Here is a 17,827-nt window from a genome sequence, read left to right as displayed (position 1 = left end):
TCTAACTCTGAACTACTCTGATGATTGATGTAATATTATTAGAGATGACTTCGGTTGCGTACTTCTTAATGAAAGTAGGAATTGCTTGTTGACCATAGGGTTTGACTGCAATAATTTGTTTACCCATTGAAGAAGCTATCTCTAGTTCAACACCAACATAGCTGTTTTTTCTGAGACTGCTATGCGCCAAAACAAAGATTTTTTGGCATCCTGCCATTTGCTGACGAAATATCTCTCTCAATTCCTCTTTATCCCAAGTATTGAAGGCCTTGTTCTGCGGTATGGAATGATTGTAAAAATTTGTCTCATATTTGAGTTTAGAAACAAATTTTCGGTAATCAGATGAACTTAACTTCCATGAATGGCTAATAAATAATCTTTTTCGCTGTATCTGAACGTCTTCATCATCTTTGGAAATAGCGTTTACTAAAAGTGCAGCAGCACCAACTATGAGCAAAGCGGGGATCATATCAAGAAAGAGACTGTAACTAAACTTTAGTTAAAAATGGCAACGTTTCTTCTATCTGTCTCTGAGCACGGATAAATTCTGGTACATGATGGAAAGCATCTGAAATTAATAATAAGCTTTCAAGATGCGTCTGCGCTTCCCAAACATCCGAACACGTCTGAAGACCCATGTCCATATATGACAGAAAATTTTCGTAATTTTCAGAAAAAAGCTCAATATCAGAAAGATCGAAATAGCACCAAGGGGCGTCAAATGGGGGTGTGTTTTGAGTTTGAACTTTACGGCTCTGATAAGCCCGGCGGAGTTGAAATTTTTGGCTTGGAGAGAGTTCTAACCGACCATTAATAATTATTTGAAGTTTTAAGCTGTTCAGCAAAGGGTATGGATTACCACGGGAAATTTCAACAGCTTTTTGGTAGCATTTTAAAGATTCTTCATACTGATTTGCTCTTTTTAGAATTCCACCCAAAGAAGCGTATGCATCAAAATCTTGCTCATTTAGGCGGATTGCTTCTCGTAATGCAAGATCTCCAACTGGAAGACCAATTTTGTCGATGGATTTGTGATACAGTTTGTTTTGTGCAATTCCTAACTCCCTTTGAGCATCACTGTACGATGGTGAAAGATTAATTGCTTTGTTAAAATGTTTTACGGCTTCGTTCCAATTACCATCATTCTTAAACAAAACCCCTAGTTCTAAATGAAGAGAATGGTTAGAAGGATTGAGAGCAATAGCCTCCTTATACTTATTTATCGCTAATGGAAGGTTACGATGTCTAATTGCATTTTCTGCATCTTTTAATATTGTATCAATATTTGATCCTAAAGCTCTCTGAGCTGCTAGAGCTATTTGAACCGGGCTATCTAATGTATTATGAATGAGTGACTCGCTTAAAATATTAGTAATAAATTTTTTTGATTCCTCTATAAGTGTTGAGGGATCATATTCGTAAGGAAATGCACGTATGCGAGATATATCGAATGGGATTACTGCATTACTCAATCTAAATATAGCTGTACCGGTTGGATGAGCATGATGCCTTACTCCTAACTCATAGAAAACATTAGGATTTAAACCAGTAATATCTGCCAAAGTAAGACGAGAATATTCAATGTACTTAAACATTTCTATATCTATGTTGGCAGAGAAGAAGTCTTTATCAGTTCGTTTTGGTATAAGATATCCTCCTTCAGGTAAAGGTGTCGCTGCTATAGCTGGCACAAATACATTTTCATAGATAAAGTCAAAATTAACGGATATTTCCCCTACTTTTTTAACTCCAAATGGCATTATAGCGAAGCATATTTTAGTGTAATCTACTTCCTGCATCTTAGTTAGATAGTTAAAATCTCTTCAATGATAAGCCCTTGATTTATAGCCACTTTTTTGAAATTATTAGTTGTGTCATTTGTGCCATAACTACGTCCCTCCCATACTATTAACCCTATAGTATTATGAAGATAGTTTATTGATTGCTTCTTTGATATAATAATGGCTTTTTCAACTAACTTTTCGTTCGTTTTAAAGTAGGTCTGAGGGTCTCTCTCATCAAAATTTAATATAGTTATACTTTTATTTAGAGTCAGTTCCTGAACAATCTGATCGAACAGTTCGCCCCAGTTGCCTGGACGATCTGTAACCGACTCTCTTCTAAAAATTTCAACACTATAAGGCAAGAGTAATTCTCGTTTTATGTCAAGTGAGCGAGCTACTGATAAGGCGATTAAATCACTGCCGCAAGCACCAGAACATATTAATGTGTTACAGTTCAAATTAATAAGTTTATTTTCTATCCTCTGACGGATTAAAGGCACTTGACTCAGAGGAAACCGTACTTCCTCTGAGTCAAGTGCGTCTATACGTCGACCAGCAAATGCAATAACCATTATTTTAATAATTGTTCGAAGCACGTGATAGTGCATCCACAATACCATTAAGCGTGAAACTATAAGTAAAAGCAGTACCTGTTCCGTACAAACCACTAGGTGTGGTGTATTGGCTGTCAATTTTTACAGCTGCTAGCTTCAGTTTAACGTCAGACATTTTTGCCCTTTCAATCTCCCACGTCATCCATTTGCTGGCATAAGATTTAGATCCAATAATTACTAAAAGGTAATCTGCTTCTTTCATTTTTGTTGTCAGAGAAGCCTTTATCCTCCCTGCATCATCACTGTCAATTGCAACATTAGGAGAACGTTGATCAAATGAAAAATCGAAGCTCGTGTTGGCATCCCAAGCTCGTAATAGATCCTTATAACGTAGATCTTCACTGTGGTCATAGCTTACGAACACTTTTTTCCCTGCCATGTTTCACTCGTTTGGTTTAGTTCTTTTTATAGAGAATTGTCTCTTTAGAAGAGACAAGCAATAATACAACAAATTTGGTTACTGAGTAATGAGTTTACCTCGAATACGTCAGCCCCAACCGCCATTGGTCTTTCTCATACACCAGCGGCTGATACCGTTTTTCTTCCCTTCCATTCTCAAAACCAACACTCAATTCAACAATTACTGAGTCGGGCGTGATCTCGCGAAGGCTTACCGATTCGGCTGCGGTGACGGTGCCGCCCCGGGTGGCTGTTTGCATCGAGAGGGGTAGCAGCCCCGGTAACTGACGTACCTGCTGCCGGAAGGCCCGCGATAGATACGGTTGCAGGTTCGCGCTGTTGTTGCGGGCGTACTGATTGGCCACGTAGTAGGCTTCTTCGGCCATGCGTTTGGCCTTCCAGTTTTTACCCTGATAAAACGTTTTGAACAGCACAATCACGGCCAGTACCGCCAGCAAGCCGCCGATGATCTGCAATGGATATTTTCCGATAAGTGTTGTTGCTTTTTCCGATAACTGCTGCGCTGGTGTTAGTGTATCGTTATGTCGGTCCGTCTTGCCCTGATCGGGCGAGGGACGTTGGTCGGCATTGACTGGCCGGGCTGCTTTTGGGCGTTCGGCCTTCGCGGTATCCGCTTCCGAAGGGCGTTTGCTGGCCTGTCCGTTGCTTTTCACTTTGTGGACCGACGCGCTTCCGTTTGGGCTTTGGGGCGGAAACTGCCCGTTCAACGATCCGCCGTTCTGGTTGTCTTTCATGTTACAGTGAGAGGTCTAAGTACCGGTACGATTCCTGCATGTACGACCGCGCCCGCTTCATCTCCAACACTTGTTGCAGGGGCGTCTTCTCCAACGCTTCTTCCATTAGCTTATCGCCCTTCTGCCGGTACTCGACCGATTGCGAAGCCATGTCCATAGCCGCTTTTTGTAAAGAAGCCCGTTCGCCCGTAGTCAGGTGCAGGCCACGCGGGGCGTTTGCATCGGCGAAATAACCCATGTCAGGTGTTGGCGATGCGCCCAGGTTTACGGTAGCAAAAGGGCCTTCGAGTCCCGACAGAAAGCTTTGTGCTTCGCTGTTGATTTCGTTGACCATCTGTTGAAACTGCCCCTTTAGCTCTTCGGAAAGTTGGTTAATCAAGTTGGCAGGGCTACCCATCGACAAAATATCGAGACCCATGCCCAAATTGGTCGGATCGCTTAACAACTGATCAATGCTCGTACCCGACATGCGTTGTAGCACATTCCGCTGCATACGTCGGGCGAGATCGAGGGCTACGCCATTGCGCTCATCGTTCAGGGCGTTGTTCAGCGTCACCGACTGTGCGTAGAGTTCGTCAGATAGTTTGTAATACAGCAGCGATTGCACGATTTTCTTTTTCTGGGCCGCCGTTTGAAACTGCAACAGGTGTTGCGCTTCTTCGCCCCGTGCCGCGCCGAGATCGGTCAGGTTGGCGGGTTGACGCACGTCCAGCCCCGACCGGCCAAAGAACATGTCGTAAATTTGACCTCCATTGTCTGCCGCCAGCGGGTAGTTACGGGCCGCGCCATCGGCAATCTGCCGCTCCAACTGTCGCAGGAACTGAGCGGGTACGTGGCCACTCAGGTACTGGTTTACCTCCTGTTGAATCTGATTGAATACAACCAGATCATTGAACCGGATCGTACCATCGGCGGAGCGAATGGCTCTTAGTTCGCCGGTCGAGCGCATCAGTTCTTCGATGCTCCGGGCAATTTCCAGTTGCGCCTGGGTGTAGAGTTCCGTCGCCTGACCACTCTCTTCAATTCGGGCCAGCTTCGCCAACTCCTTTTTATTCTTGTCGAGGATTTTTTTCAACTCGATCAGCCGTGCTTTGCCGTATTTGTCTCCGCTTTTAAGTCCCAGCAAGGACAACGCAGCATCGACCAGCAGAGCTTCTACCTGACTACTACCGGGAGTTGGCACAATGACTAAACCGGCCAACAGGCATAAAATGAGTGTCTTTTTCATTTATGAGGTACGAAAAATACTTTGAAACCATCCTGTAAATTCAGCTTCTGCCGCACCTCCCGACGTCGGCCTGTTGTGGCGGCATTGGCCAGCCCAGCCCCCAGCGAGGCTATCGCGTTACCGGCAATGGCCGACCGGGTCGCCTGATTAATGCCGTACCCCGCCGACCATGCGGCCTGGGTTGCGGCCTGACTGATCGCGCTGCCCGACGCCTGATCGACCTGTTGTTTAGCGGGTTTGTCGGATTGCAGGGCCAGCCCTTCGTTCATGTCCATGTCGAGGGTTCGCAGACGCACCGGTACGGCTTCGCCCGTTGGGAGCCGGAGGGTTGTGATGTTGAATACAGCCCGGTTTCCGCCCACCTGTGCAAAGCCGACCAGAATCGATCCTTTCGGCGCGAATCGGTCTTTGATCTTGGCGTCGGCCAGGGTACGGAACATGACCCGCGTTCCGTTCATGATGGTCTGATCGCCACTCACCACGCCCGGTATTGGCTCATTCTCCTCGACCGGACTGCGTTCAGTCTCCAGCGAAGCCAGTGATGGAGGAGGTAACGTCCGAGCATCGGCATATGCGTTGCTGTTCTGCCCTTCGGCCTTTACGGTGTTGAAGCCAGCCCGGAGCAGCATGTCGTCACGGTTAGGGTTGGCATGATATGGGTCGCCGTAGGTTGAGCTGCGGCCACTGTATGTTGAGCCGGAACCATACGATTCGGATTGATACCGCCGTGGTTGCGAAGCCGAGCCACCCGCCAACGCCGGGGAACGGTACGTCGTGCGTTGCGAACTCAGTTGCCTTGACCGGGCTATTTCGTTCTGAACGCCCGGATTCAGGCGGGACGTACCCAGCCGGGCCGAGTCCTTTGCTGCATTGAGCCGGTTGGCTTCCTGCCGCTTGAGGGTCAGACCGTAGATGCTGTTGACGTTGCCGTAATCCATCGTCCGCATCTGTTCCTCATCGGCGTAGTCGGTTGGCTGCTGCTTGCGGTTGCTTTCCCGTTCGGCTACGTCGATGGGTTCGGCGGGGACAGGAGCACGGAAAGCATTGTTCGCAAAACTCATTTTCCAAAGAAACCAGCCGATACCAAGCATGGCCAGCAGGCCGAGACTCAGCACGATCAGAGTACGTTTTCGTTTGGCTGACGCTTCAGTATTGCCCGGCTGGGATCGGTTATCCTCTTCGGCCAGCTCGTCGTCCTCGTCTTCTTCGTCCTGAAACTCCTCTTCGGTCAACTCGTCGGATGGTGAATCGTCTGTGGAGGGTGTCGCTCCGGGTTTACCGAAGACATTGTCGTCGAGGTGGGCATCTTTATCGTTTCGGTTCATGGCGCAGGAAGGAAATCAGTGATTGGGTTTCAAAAAAGCGACCTTTCAGCAGGGGTTTTCGGGGCCGGGCGTAGAGCACTTCGCGCATCGGCAGCGTCATGGTTACGTTGCGGGTGCCGGTCTTCTCGCGTAGGTTGATGACGAAGCTGCTGCGGCTTTGTGGAGCAAACTGAGGCAGGGCAAACCGAAGACTGACAGTCTGACCCGCTTCTATCCGTTCTGGTGCCGTTTCGGCAAGTGGTTCCATTGGGTACGTTTCCCCGTCCAGATAAGCCCCTTTGCGCTTTTTGGCCTGGTGCTGATACCAGAAACTAACCTGATCGAGCAGAAACGGCATAGCCGTTTTGTTGCCGACCGTCAGTTGCAGGTACGTATTGGTTGTGTCGTGTACGAGGTGGGTCAGGCGCACCGAAATCCCGCTGTTTCGCTCAGTAGCGTGGTGCGTGGCCGGGCCACTCAGCAACGAATCCATACGAATCTGTAGCAGCGATTTAGCCGCCCGAACTACGTCCTTCGTCGTCGTTGGTCGTTCTTCCTCTATACTCCGTACACCGGCCAGCGGATTGAGCGAAGCCAGCAGCGGACCAGCATAAGCCGCCGTCGTTGTAGAGGCAACGGGAGCTGAAAGAACCCCGCGCCCGGCAGCAACCGCCGTTTCAGTGTTTGGCAGACGGTCGGCCGGTTTACCGACCGGGTTGAGGAGTTTGCTCACCTCGACAAAGGCCGGTGGAGTTTTACCCGAAACAGCTAAGTAGCCGAGGTACGTCGCGTTGTCGGTACGGACGAAAATAGGCGTCTTGCGGGCCGTTGTTAGTCGGGGGCGCACAAAAACGATGTTGCCCGATTCGATCTTGATCAGATACTCCGGGCTGATGTCCACCAGCGACACTTTACCTGGGAAAATCAGGTACGTGGTCGTGAGCCGATTGACCCGGATTGTATCGGGCAGATACGTCTGTGCATGACCGAGCCGAGATAGACCGAGGGCCAGCAGAAGTGGGATAAAGAGCTTTTTCATGGAAATCCGCTGCTGCGGTTGATTTGTTGTTTTTGGAAATAGAGCCGATGACTTATCGGGTTGCCACAGGCCGGGAGCCATCAGGCAAGGCACGTCGGTACTCGATGAAGCTGAACCCGTCGATCAGCAGCCCGTAGGGATTAATGTCCGAGCGGATTTGGCGGGAGAGCGTAAAACGGGCAGCTACCGGCTGTACGGCAATCTGGTTGTCATACACCACCTCCTGCGCTCCCCACACGACACCCTGATACGGCTCGACACTCATATCGACTGTTACCGAGTCGCAGGTCCAGTTTGTGTGCGAGTTGTAGCGGTGATAGTTTTCCAGTACCTTACCCCGCTTGAAGGTCTCGTAGATGGCTCGGCCGTCGTTGTGGTCGATCAGCTTCATGCCGTGGTTGACCCGTTCGCGGAACGTACTGGCATCGTGCTGAAACATCAGATCCATAAACGAGCGAACCAGGTTCCGGGCTTCATACTGTGTAGGTTGTACGCGCCCGGCCGCAAGGGCCGAGGTTGTACCGTTGTCGGTGGCCACATACACCCGTTCGGCGTTCTGGCTGCTTTCGCTCACGTAGGCGTACAGCCAGGCGATATTGCTCAGGGCCAAAGCTATCACCAGACTCAGGCAGATGGTTTTGAGCGATTTGATTAACGTACTGACGTTATTGGCTTGTTGAATCATGGTTTATACGATGTCGTAGTCGTCGTAGCGGTCGTCGTCGGCCCGGCGTTGCCCTTCGGCCAGTGAGGGCGCGTCGTAATTTGGTTGTGGCTCCGGTTGACGGCCCATGCGTGCTTCGTAGCTTTCTTCACGTTCGGCCCGCGACGTACTCGTGCTGTTATCTTTCGTGGCTTTACTCGTCGTGTCGGTCGTGGTGTTACTGCCCGACCGGGAACGGCTGCTACCGCCCGAACTGCTGCGGCTCATCGACTGCGCGGTACGGGCTGCTTCGCCCGGTAAGTTGGCCCCTTTGTTAGCCGCCCAGCTTGCCAGACCTCCCGCCGAGGTGATGCCCCCGATAAAGGCGTTGGTCAGGAAGGGAGTAGCCAGGTACGCGCCCATGACGCAGTAATGCACGACAACGAGGTTGAAAATGGCTCCGAAACGCTCTTCCAGCGTGGCGTTGTTCATCATGTTGTCGATGTGGGTATCGACCAGATTGTCCACGTAGAAATTCACCATATTGTCGAGAACACCGATGGTCATGGCCCAGAATTTGGCGTGTAGCAGATTTCGGAACCAATAGGCCATTGCGCCCTGAAAACCCGGAATCATCGAGATCAGAATGGCAATCGGGCCGGTAATGCCCAGAAACACGACGACAAGCACCTGCATCTTGGCCACGAAGGCCCGCACCAGCAGCGTCAGCCCCTCGGCTACCAGCCTGACCAGTTTCAGGATAATCATCTCAACCGCGTTGTTCATCATGCCCAGCACGATTTCGAGGTCTTTCTTCATCTGGTCAGTGTCCCAACTCAGGTCGAAGTCTTTCCAGAGGTTGGCATTAGCGGTCGTGAAGGCACCATCCACTTTGGCGGTCATCGCCTTTAGCGACGCTAGTACTTCCTGCGGGTCTTTCGGGGAAAATAACCCCGCTACGTAGTCGATCATACCCCCGGCAATCCAGAGCAGATCGCTGTAGAGTGTTAGAACAATAGTCAGAATAATGGCCCGCACGACGGGCGTGTAGTCGGTCGTTAAATCTGACGAGACAAGGAATGTTCGACCCACTGCCCAGATGAAATTTATCACCATAAGCGCAGCAGCCAGCCCCAGTACCTTCGTGCGGATCAGATCGCCATTGTTGGCCATCAAAAAGCCAAACGAGGTTTCATTCATACAATACGGTTGGTTAAATCAGACCCTCTGCTTTGTCTTCATTGAATTGCCGCACCGCAAAGGCGATGTTGCCGCCATAGGACTTTGTCAGATCGCGCAGGTGTTCCCGCTCGGCGGGCTTCGACGTGAGCAGTGGATAAATGTTCGGAGCCGCTTCGAGCCGGAAGATTTTACCGTATTCGCCCTGCCGGATAAAGATTTCGCGCCAGCTTTTTGCCACCCGAATCGAGCGCATTTTGTCCAGCTCGTGTTTGGTGAAACCCAGCACGGCGGCCACACGGTCAAGCTGCTTGGTGTCCTGATGGTTCAGGATGATTTTGGTATCGGCATTGGCCACGATCACTGGCCCAACTGCCGAATCTTCAATCTCTTTTACCCCCTGTGTGATGATGCACATCGAGCCGTTATTCTTCCGAATCGTCCGGTACATCATCTCGACAAAATCACCCATCCCCTCCGACAGCATCGACCAGGCTTCATCCATGTAGAGGTATTTCACATCTTTCGGATAACGCCGGATCACGTCGAGCGAGAGTTCGGTAATCAGCATCGTGACGACCGCTTTCAGTAGCTCGTTGTCCTTAATACGCGCCATGTCGAAGCAGACAAGCGGAAACGCGCTGATGTCTTCGTTATCCGTCGCGTCCAGTACGTCGCGGTAGTGGCCCACCACGAAGGGTTCCAGACAGGTAAAGAACTCGGCGAAATCGAACGCCTTGTTCCAGCGGGTCAGTTCTTCCGTGCCTTCGTTGTCTTTCAGGTACTGGTACAGAAAGTCGTAGAATCCAACCAGACTCGGCACCGGTGTCGGTGGGTTGTCGGCATCACGATCAATCTGAGCGTTATACCATTGGTAGTACATCGGAATCAGGCGTACCAGTACCGACCGTTCCGCCTGACGCACGGGGCGTTTGTAGCCCTTCCAGATGATCGCCAATAAGGTCGAGAGAAAGTTGATCTTGTCGCCATCGGGTACGTAGTGGCCGACACCGTCGCGCTGAATGCCAAACGGATTGAACTTGATGGGTTGCTGCGGATCGTACTGATAGTAACGGCCACCCAGCGCAGTCATCAGCGACAGGTACGTTCCGCCCACGTCGATGATAATTTGCCGACGTCCCGTCTCGTACCGTTGCAGCATGAAATAGCCCATCGTGAACGACTTACCCGACCCGGTTGGCCCCACCACGACGCTGTTCTGGTTGTTCAGGTCGGTGTTGAACAGGTTCACCAACACTGGGTTGCCGTAACGGTCGGCCAGCAGTTCGCCCTGATTGGCCGTGCGGTAGTTCGTCGCGCAGTTGAGGTAACAGGCGGCATTGTCGCCCGACATCAACAGCCAGCGGTAGTTCTGATAGCCATTGCCCGGAGCCAGCGCGAAGAACAGGTTTGTCGTGTCCATCGTCTCGACGAACACGTCGGCCCCGCCCATCGTCCGAAAGGCCGCAATACCGCGCTGAATCAGTCCTTCTCGCGCTTTGTCGTCTACATGCCAGACCAGCAGGGATAGGTTTACGCTCATCAGGCTCTTATTATCGGTTCGCAGCCCGTCGATGTAATCTTCGAGTTCAAGCATTTTGATCTTGTTCTCGTGGGTCATCAGGAAGTCTAAGTTGCGGTTGACTTTCTGTTCGAACTCCAGCTCGCCGATCACCTTTTCGGTATCTTCGATCAGGAAACTCGTTACCAGTACGTGCGGCACCTGAAGGTCTAACGCCAGGGTGCTTACAAACGGCCCCTCAACTCCGGTGCGGCCGGGCCCGGTGTTATAAATCACCGAGGGTTGCCCAATCATGGTGAGGATGTTTGCCTTTTTCTCACCAATGCCCACGAACGATACGTCAGGCTGAACCTGCCGGTTCAGGGCTGAGGGAGTACGTCCGAAATCGAGGTTGAAGTACTGGAAGTAAAGCCCTTCCAGTTCGTCGGCCGTCAGCCGTGTGAGCGTCAGTCTTCCCAGCGAAATACTTTGCGTGAACTCGTCTGCTGCCCGTTCGGCCCGCTCGACCAGCCGCTCGATGTCGGCGAACGGATCTTTCAGATTGGGCAAGCCCAGCTTAGCCCAAAGTGTATTGGCCGCGTTGGTACGGGGCTGCTTTTCTGGGCCAAACGACAGAAACAGATAAGCCGCATGGTGCAGTACGGGACGCTCCTGCATGTGCCGATGCTGTTGTTGGGTGAACGGCGCGTCAGTACGTTCCTTAACTCCCTTTGGTGTGCGGTGCCGTTCGGTGTAATATGTATCGAATCGTTGAATGACCGTACCCACTGGCAAGGTGCGCGTGGACCGGTAAAAAGCGGCCCCCAGCGCGTCAAACTCACTCCCTGTAATACTTTCCGTCTCGACGCCCTCGAACCGGTAGCCCACCGCCACCCGGCCATCTTTCAGAATCGCCACGGGTCGTCCATCGGTTGTTTGCTCGATGCTAAAGACGGGGAATACTGCGTCGTAGTTTACCGACTTTGCCACGTAGATTGGGTTTAACGTAAATGACTTGTTTTGGCTGGAAGAAAACCCACGACAACAGCGAGATCAGAAATGACGGATGCTTATACCGTTCGCCCCAGCGGAGCAGTAGCCAGGAGCCGACGAGCGTGGCCAGAATGACCACGTACACGGGGCGGGGAATTGGGAGTATTGTCCGGGCCAGCGACACCACGGTCACCAGGCCGATGAGCAGACAGACATACAATCCCAATTCCTGCATCCGCATCCCCAGAATCCGCGTGGGCTTTTCCAGAGATTTTTGAACCTTCATACTTAGCGCGTCATGGTGTAACCGCCCGTCGAACCGCCCGAAGCTGACTGTACATCGTTGACGATCAGGTTGAACCCAAACCAGATGACAGCCGCCAGCACCAGAAAGATCAGGTTGCGAGGCCCCGCCCCTGAGTTGGTCAGGAACGCCGATACAGTCTTAACGACCCCAAACACCATCAGAATGCTGAAAATGACGTTACCGATGGTAACAATCGTGTTGTAATACCCGGTTAGGGTTTGCGATACCTGACCGGCCGCACCCGGTTGAGCAAACAACTCGAACGAGCTTAGGCACAGTAAGGCCATAGTGGTAAAGATTACCGACTTTTTCATAAGTCATGTACCCGCAATAGCAGGCTTTCTTAGGTTATATAATTGGTTGATTGTTGCGCGGTAAATGCCCAGAGAAAGGGCAATAGTTTCCCTGACGTATAGGTATATACGTCTCATGGACTCTTCTAAAATGAAGCTTTAAACCAGACTTGGTCGGAAGGTCGTTCAGTTAAATCAATTAAGCGAAGTGAGAAGTACGATCTTTTTCATAGTTGACTATTACGGTTGTATATCTCTTTGAACTGATCGGCAGCGTCTTGTAGCGAGGAAAACCGTGACTTCTTCTTTGGTTTGGTATCCACCTGCTGACTCAGTGACAGGGCTGCGCCCAGGTCTTCGCCAAAACCATCTTCAGCCGGTTCGTATTGCCTAGTATCCGAGGAAGACAAAGCTGCTGTCTCTGTTTTTGGCTTTCGGGCGGTAGTTGCATCCGATGCGTTGGCCAACTTCTGCTTCCGTAGGGAAACCTGGCGTTTTTGTTCAGCTAATAATCCTGAACGATTTACACGGAGCGGCACCTTTGCCTCTTTTCTGGTTAGTCGCTTATTCCTACTATGTCGATAAAATAACAATAGTAAAAAGGCCAAAAAAAAGATTGCACCCAGCAATGCTACCTCTGAAGTCGTGTTCAGTGTCATTCTGAGTGCAAATCTAAAAACTGAAACTGAAAAAAGTAACAACTATAGAGACGTTTTTCGGCTTTTATTTTTTCATCATTTCCATCATTGCCTTTATGCGAGGATCGTTAGCGATAGCTTCACTGGCTAACTCTCTGATTTCGATATTGTAAAAGTTGGAAGCCATCTTCAGGTACGGATGAATTGACCGACGAACAGCGAGCTGCACAAAATCGTCGTGTTGTGTCCGTTTGCCTTTCGGTTCCGGCTCACTCACCGGATTTACAGGTGGTGTAACAATTGCTTCAACCTGAACGGCAGGAGCAGCAGGAGCCGCTAGCTCCTGATCGGGCAGTTGAGCGGGCGCGTGAAGGGCCTCCTGCACAGCTTTTTTAGCATCTGCGTCCTGTAGCAACGTAGAGAAAGGGCGTTTATTTTTTGCCATAACGTTAAGCGATCTGGTATCGCTGTTTAAACTCCTGATAGAATGAATTATAAACCTCAGCAATGCTTGCGTAGTCGGATGGGCAGTCGATGGTGCCAACCCGCATAAAGTCGGCCCGGTTGGGTAGTCCGTTGTCAAAAATGGTGATGTCGAGCATTTCGGCGTACCGGTGAATGTCGTTGTTTTCGCGCAGGTTCGGTTGCCGAAAATTCTGAACGCCGTAGATGTTGAAGTCGAAGCCCTTTTGCTTCCGAATGTCGCCCATCTTCTTGGCGGCATTAATAAACTCAAATGCCGACAGTACGTCGGAGTCGCCCAGGCGAATAGGCACCAGAATGCTGTCACAGAAGGTCAGTGCCATCACGGCTTCATCAGGTCCGGTCATCCGGGGTAAATCAAGAAAAATTACGTCGAAGTCTTCGTAGCGTTCATCGAGTACAGTCGTTACGTCGTCGGTAGCCATCACCTCGCAGGCTTGTTCAGGTGTGCCCAGACGCTCAACTTCCCGACTCCTTAGTTTAGCGATGGTACGTTGCCCATCGGCATCCAGTACCAGCACCCGTTTCCCTTCCCGGCGGAGGCTGTTAGCCAACCAGACCGTTATCGCTGATTTTCCACTCCCTCCTTTTTGGGAGCAGACAGATATAATGCGTAAATCTTCCATGTAGATGCTTGTTTCTGGCGGCAAATAACATAAATATTTCAGTATTGTAGCATAGCGAGTTGAGTAAAATATCAGCACAATCAAACAGCACCCACGTGCTGTTTGATTGTGAGAGTAGCAATGCCCTGTTAATCAATGAAAAAGGTGAATTGAAGGGAAGAAAAAGGTAGGCTTACGCAAGAAAGCATCATTTGTGATATTGTAATATTTTACAATATTGGTATTTTGTCGTATATTTATAGTGTTAAACAACAGCAACCATATTCTGTATGACTATCTATCTGAAGCATCACACAGCTAATTTCTTTTACGCGCTTGACCTAACTACTCAGCAGGTAGAAATGTGCTGCACCGTTGCCGGACGTGAACGGGTGGAACGCTACGAAGGCAGTAGCGGGGCCTTGCAAACGGGTAACTCGCTGATTACAGAGCAGGAGTACAAAGACATCAAACAATTCGCTTTGCGTCGGTTGGGTTTAGCGAAGACAGAGTCAGAGCCAACCCGCGAATGGACACCGGTTCTCAACCGTGAAGCCGTGTTATTCTCCATTATTTAACGAGCCTGGCCCCGACCGTCAGGCCGGGGCCACTCATACCCCACTGTTATTACAAGCATTTTCTATGACTTCCAACATTCTCAAACTAATGGAAACAGCCCGCGTACTTGACCCGACCACATTGGAACCCGTAACCGGCCTGAAAAGCTGGCAAACAATCGACCAGACCCACGGCGACGTTATCAGTCGATACAAGTATCTGGAGGGCCATCCCCGCAACTACCGTTTTGACGCTAAGGAAGGCGTATTCTCGATTAATGGTGAGAAGAAGTTAGGTCGTAGCTTGACGTTTCAACCGATTGCCTGGCGCATCTTTATTGATAGTATTCTGGGTCAACCCGCGAAGCAATGGGCCGAACTGTTTTTTATTGACGACCAGAGATGTGTTTCCAGTATACTGTTTCACGGGTACAGTGTCGATAACATTTTTCGTCAAATCGAGCCACTATACTACGACGACCGCACGTTGGCCGATGTTGTACTGACTGCTACCGCCGAACGGAAAGAGAACACGAAGATTCAGCCCAAAGGGGTGTATTACATCGCGCAGTTTCGCTATGAGTTGGCCGATGCTGATCTGACCAAACAACGACAGGAGTTTGCTGCTGATAATCGCATCTTCCGACAAGAGACCCTCACAGACACTGCCCGGTTCAAGACCTCACACCGCTACGGCTTTGCCGCTTCTGAGCCGCAGCCAATGTCCCAACTTCATTGACTCACTTGCAGACCGGGGCAACCCGCTCCGGTCTGCTTTTTCCTTCAACGATGTACGCTTTTACCAAAACTGACGATAGGCTACCGTATTGCACTGCTTTCAGTCCACGTGAGATAGCCCGAATGTACTGCTTTGACGCGTGGGACGATAAAGGCAATCGCATTGTCATCATAACAGACGACCCGGGCCGCCGGTGCGGTTGATTTCAAATCATTTGACTACCAGCAGTAAACAACAAGAACAGTAAACAACCGCAGTGGCGGACCACTATGAAAAAGACGATTAAAGCCATTAGCATTGACCCAAAGAAACGAACGATTGATGAAATCGAAATAGAAGCCAGTTTGTCAGCGTATTACAGGCACATTGATTGCCGCACCATCGACTTTGTGTGCCGGATGCCGAATGGTGACGCGCTGATCGTTGACGACGAGGCTTTGTTGTCGGAGCCGCAACCGCCCGCGTTCAAGTTTGCTTACTTCAGCTACCCGATTCATGGCATCGCGCTCGTAGTGGGAAACAATAACCGAGGGCGTACCGTCGAGCCAAAACTGACCCTGAAAAACGTCCAAAATCTGGTCAAGTTTTTAGGCGACATTCATACCGAACCAATTATAAACGTACTGTCGTGGGATTGATTTGAAAGTAGCCGGGCGTTGTACCTTCGCCCGGCTATTGCTTTTTCTTTCCCTTCTATTTAAATCAATACCTCTTTATAATAGACAAGTACCGCCGATTTCCGCGCATCGCCAATAGCGATCTTACCGAATTGAAAAACACATCTTGGGCTTACCCCATCGTCTATCCAGCCCAGGAGTTCGGCACCCGCTTTCACGATTTCCTGCTACTTGATACAGAAACCATACCCAACGGCAAGAGAGCCACTGCTATCCGGCGTATGCTCGACGTTCTATGTAACGACCCCTTGTTTAGCCGGTTGTTGCGCTTACGCCAGTCGTAGCAGGTGCAATTCTGGGCGGATGAACGAATGGGCTTACCCTGCCAAGCCCGAATCGACCTGCCCGTACCCGATAAGCGTATCATTGTCGATGTAAAACGACGTCACCGGCCGCCCGGCTCAGCCCGGACACAAGCCGAATTTATAACCAACTGCTATCGGTGCGAATATGACCGGTAGGGAGCGTACTATCTTGATGGCTATTGCCGGGCCAGAGGGCAAGCCAATTTGTTCCTACTCATTGATATACAAAAGCAAAAACTCCACAACAGGTACGTTGTGGAGGTACTAGCCGACTATATATTCATGGACGGAGGCCGGCAAAAACATAGCCGACTACTACGCTCGTGGGAGGAGGTTAATTATAGGCTGAGATCTTGGGAAATTTAAATTGCGAGAATTTGTTATAGCTTCTGGTATATAGGCTTTTAAATGAAGCTCAAAACGGTAATCCTATGAGTAAAGTATTTAGGAAGATTAAAGTCGATCCTTTGACGAGTCTCAATTCGTTGAACTTGAAAATTTCGGAAGTTAAACATATCGATCTAAATGATCTACCTCCTGACGAAGCAGAACGGCGTGTTACTGAAGCGTTTAAATTTATAAAAAAGTTCGGTGAGGCTATCGTGGCCGTTAAGACAGGAGATGAGAAGAATGAAGCTGTTATAACGAGCGTACTTAACTCATCACAGAACAAGGGGCAGATTATTTTACTTCAAGAACCTAATCCCGTTCACCTTTATTTGCAAATTGCCAATGAACATTTAGAGGCTGCGCAACCATTAAGAAATATGATTCGCAGCCGGAACAGAGTAGATAACTATTTTGGATTGTTGACCAACTACTTTAAAGAAGTATCTCAGGGTATAATTTTCTTGGTTATGACGCTGGAAGGCTTTTTTAATCAGGGTATTCAAATGGTACCTGAGGGGTATTTTTTGGATGAAGCAGGCAGTCCACTAACAAAGAATCAACTTGAATGGATTGATTTCAACTCGAAGATTCGATACGTCATGCCTGTTATTAGTGGGTTTGACTATTACACCCAGTTTAACGAAAAGTATAATAAGATTGTTAGAATCAATGATTTGAGAAACGACCTCACACACTTAAAAGTGTCTCAAAAAAAGAATATGACTCGTTATGAGGACTTGAATAAGCGGCTGATAGATTTTAATCCACTAGAAGCGTCAGAACTTGTTTTTCACTACATAATGACTTTGTATCCAGGCTATTTTACGGAAGATGTATAGTAGAGTGCATATTGATAAAATGCCGCGCTCTGAGGTGGTCCGGTTTAGCGACACACTGAACTTGCAAGTTTTGTATAATACTCGTGCTCAAACTGTCCCTTATATCCTGTTCGAATAAGCAGGATCAAAATGTATAATAGAATATGAATACTTATTCGTCAAGGGAAATAGTACACGATCTTAAAAGCATTTGTAGTGTCGTTTGTTGCACACTTCATTTATTAAGCGCCAATCCTACCCGAGAAGATAGAGAACAGCTACTTGACATATTGCAGCGTAACATCAAAAATCTATCTATAACTCTTCATCACATTGAGTTTTTGCCTGTCGAAGACATGTGTTTTATATTTTCCCAAACGGAAACTGAAATTTCAGAATTAATTCAAATGTTAGAGGCTGTCTAAAAATGGGATTTAAAGTCGTTTAAGCGGGAGTGATTTTTAAACTGTGTCAGGCGGGCTTTAGTCGAAGCGATGCGGTTTGATGCGTTCTTCAAAGATACTTGTCAGGTCGTTGATGACCTCCTTCCAGTTGTAGGTTTTTGTTTCCCACTTT

General features: G+C 49.2%; 21 protein-coding genes. 5 read left to right on the top strand and 16 right to left on the bottom strand.

The genetic code is table 11. The annotated features are described in order from the left end of the window. Position 1: 1 nt before the first annotated feature. The 16 genes from F5984_RS25510 to F5984_RS25435 form a co-directional block, all read right to left on the bottom strand. Positions 2-469 carry a TIR domain-containing protein gene (locus F5984_RS25510; protein ID WP_152127082.1) on the bottom strand — a complete coding sequence of 156 codons (468 nt, stop codon included), beginning with the start codon at positions 467-469 and terminating at the stop codon, positions 2-4. Positions 470-488: 19 nt separating this feature from the next. After that, positions 489-1,799 carry a tetratricopeptide repeat protein gene (locus tag F5984_RS25505; RefSeq protein WP_152127080.1) on the bottom strand — a complete coding sequence of 437 codons (1,311 nt, stop codon included), beginning with the start codon at positions 1,797-1,799 and terminating at the stop codon, positions 489-491. Between the two features lie 5 nt (positions 1,800-1,804). Next, the gene (locus F5984_RS25500; RefSeq protein ID WP_152127079.1) at positions 1,805-2,356 is read right to left on the bottom strand and encodes a hypothetical protein; all 552 of its coding nucleotides are present in this window, start codon (positions 2,354-2,356) and stop codon (positions 1,805-1,807) included. Positions 2,357-2,360: 4 nt separating this feature from the next. Further along, positions 2,361-2,777, bottom strand: a complete 417-nt coding sequence (locus F5984_RS25495) for a TIR domain-containing protein (RefSeq protein ID WP_152127077.1) — start codon at positions 2,775-2,777, stop codon at positions 2,361-2,363. A 94-nt stretch (positions 2,778-2,871) separates the two neighbouring features. Continuing rightward, positions 2,872-3,552: a hypothetical protein gene (locus tag F5984_RS25490; RefSeq protein WP_152127075.1), complete on the bottom strand. Its 681-nt coding sequence runs from the start codon at positions 3,550-3,552 to the stop codon at positions 2,872-2,874. Position 3,553: 1 nt separating this feature from the next. After that, positions 3,554-4,780 carry a hypothetical protein gene (locus F5984_RS25485; protein ID WP_152127073.1) on the bottom strand — a complete coding sequence of 409 codons (1,227 nt, stop codon included), beginning with the start codon at positions 4,778-4,780 and terminating at the stop codon, positions 3,554-3,556. Next, a complete protein-coding gene (gene traM, locus F5984_RS25480; protein ID WP_152127071.1) occupies positions 4,777-6,105 on the bottom strand; it encodes a conjugative transposon protein TraM in 1,329 nt (442 codons plus the stop codon). Before traM ends, F5984_RS25485 begins: the two co-directional genes overlap by 4 nt. Further along, positions 6,089-7,123, bottom strand: a complete 1,035-nt coding sequence (locus F5984_RS25475) for a DUF4138 domain-containing protein (protein ID WP_019991055.1) — start codon at positions 7,121-7,123, stop codon at positions 6,089-6,091. The genes traM and F5984_RS25475 overlap by 17 nt, the downstream gene beginning before the upstream one ends. A 52-nt stretch (positions 7,124-7,175) precedes the next feature. After that, positions 7,176-7,808 (bottom strand): hypothetical protein, encoded by a 633-nt coding sequence (locus F5984_RS25470; RefSeq protein WP_019991056.1) that lies wholly within the window; start codon positions 7,806-7,808, stop codon positions 7,176-7,178. Positions 7,809-7,811: 3 nt separating this feature from the next. Further along, entirely contained in the window at positions 7,812-8,966 is a 1,155-nt protein-coding gene (locus tag F5984_RS25465) for a hypothetical protein (RefSeq protein ID WP_152127069.1), read from the bottom strand. Between the two features lie 13 nt (positions 8,967-8,979). Next, positions 8,980-11,436 carry a VirB4 family type IV secretion system protein gene (locus tag F5984_RS25460; RefSeq protein WP_246169385.1) on the bottom strand — a complete coding sequence of 819 codons (2,457 nt, stop codon included), beginning with the start codon at positions 11,434-11,436 and terminating at the stop codon, positions 8,980-8,982. After that, the gene (locus F5984_RS25455) at positions 11,393-11,725 is read right to left on the bottom strand and encodes a hypothetical protein (protein WP_019991059.1); all 333 of its coding nucleotides are present in this window, start codon (positions 11,723-11,725) and stop codon (positions 11,393-11,395) included. The genes F5984_RS25460 and F5984_RS25455 overlap by 44 nt, the downstream gene beginning before the upstream one ends. 2 nt (positions 11,726-11,727) lie before the next feature. Beyond that, on the bottom strand, positions 11,728-12,033 hold the full coding sequence (locus F5984_RS25450) for a hypothetical protein (protein WP_245581718.1): 306 nt from the start codon (positions 12,031-12,033) through the stop codon (positions 11,728-11,730). A 233-nt stretch (positions 12,034-12,266) separates the two neighbouring features. Beyond that, the gene (locus F5984_RS25445) at positions 12,267-12,698 is read right to left on the bottom strand and encodes a hypothetical protein (RefSeq protein ID WP_152127067.1); all 432 of its coding nucleotides are present in this window, start codon (positions 12,696-12,698) and stop codon (positions 12,267-12,269) included. Between the two features lie 64 nt (positions 12,699-12,762). Further along, on the bottom strand, positions 12,763-13,122 hold the full coding sequence (locus tag F5984_RS25440) for a hypothetical protein (RefSeq protein ID WP_019991062.1): 360 nt from the start codon (positions 13,120-13,122) through the stop codon (positions 12,763-12,765). Between the two features lie 4 nt (positions 13,123-13,126). Then, positions 13,127-13,786, bottom strand: a complete 660-nt coding sequence (locus tag F5984_RS25435) for a ParA family protein (protein ID WP_083940637.1) — start codon at positions 13,784-13,786, stop codon at positions 13,127-13,129. Positions 13,787-14,055: 269 nt separating this feature from the next. On the opposite strand from F5984_RS25435, the gene F5984_RS25430 reads away from it, so the two are divergent. The 5 genes from F5984_RS25430 (at position 14,056) to F5984_RS25410 (ending at position 17,272) form a co-directional block, all read left to right on the top strand. Next, positions 14,056-14,343, top strand: a complete 288-nt coding sequence (locus tag F5984_RS25430) for a hypothetical protein (protein ID WP_019991064.1) — start codon at positions 14,056-14,058, stop codon at positions 14,341-14,343. A gap of 88 nt (positions 14,344-14,431) precedes the next feature. Then, positions 14,432-15,061 carry a hypothetical protein gene (locus tag F5984_RS25425; protein ID WP_152127125.1) on the top strand — a complete coding sequence of 210 codons (630 nt, stop codon included), beginning with the start codon at positions 14,432-14,434 and terminating at the stop codon, positions 15,059-15,061. Between the two features lie 269 nt (positions 15,062-15,330). Then, a complete protein-coding gene (locus tag F5984_RS25420; protein ID WP_019991066.1) occupies positions 15,331-15,699 on the top strand; it encodes a DUF3846 domain-containing protein in 369 nt (122 codons plus the stop codon). Between the two features lie 131 nt (positions 15,700-15,830). Then, the gene (locus F5984_RS25415; RefSeq protein WP_152127065.1) at positions 15,831-16,022 is read left to right on the top strand and encodes a hypothetical protein; all 192 of its coding nucleotides are present in this window, start codon (positions 15,831-15,833) and stop codon (positions 16,020-16,022) included. 452 nt (positions 16,023-16,474) lie between these two features. Then, a complete protein-coding gene (locus F5984_RS25410) occupies positions 16,475-17,272 on the top strand; it encodes a hypothetical protein (RefSeq protein WP_152127062.1) in 798 nt (265 codons plus the stop codon). Positions 17,273-17,827 lie beyond the last annotated feature (555 nt).

This window comes from Rudanella paleaurantiibacter (genome assembly GCF_009184635.1).
Lineage (GTDB): Bacteria > Bacteroidota > Bacteroidia > Cytophagales > Spirosomataceae > Rudanella > Rudanella paleaurantiibacter.
Note: the sequence above shows the minus strand (reverse complement) of the source record. Positions and strands in the feature narration are given on the sequence as shown.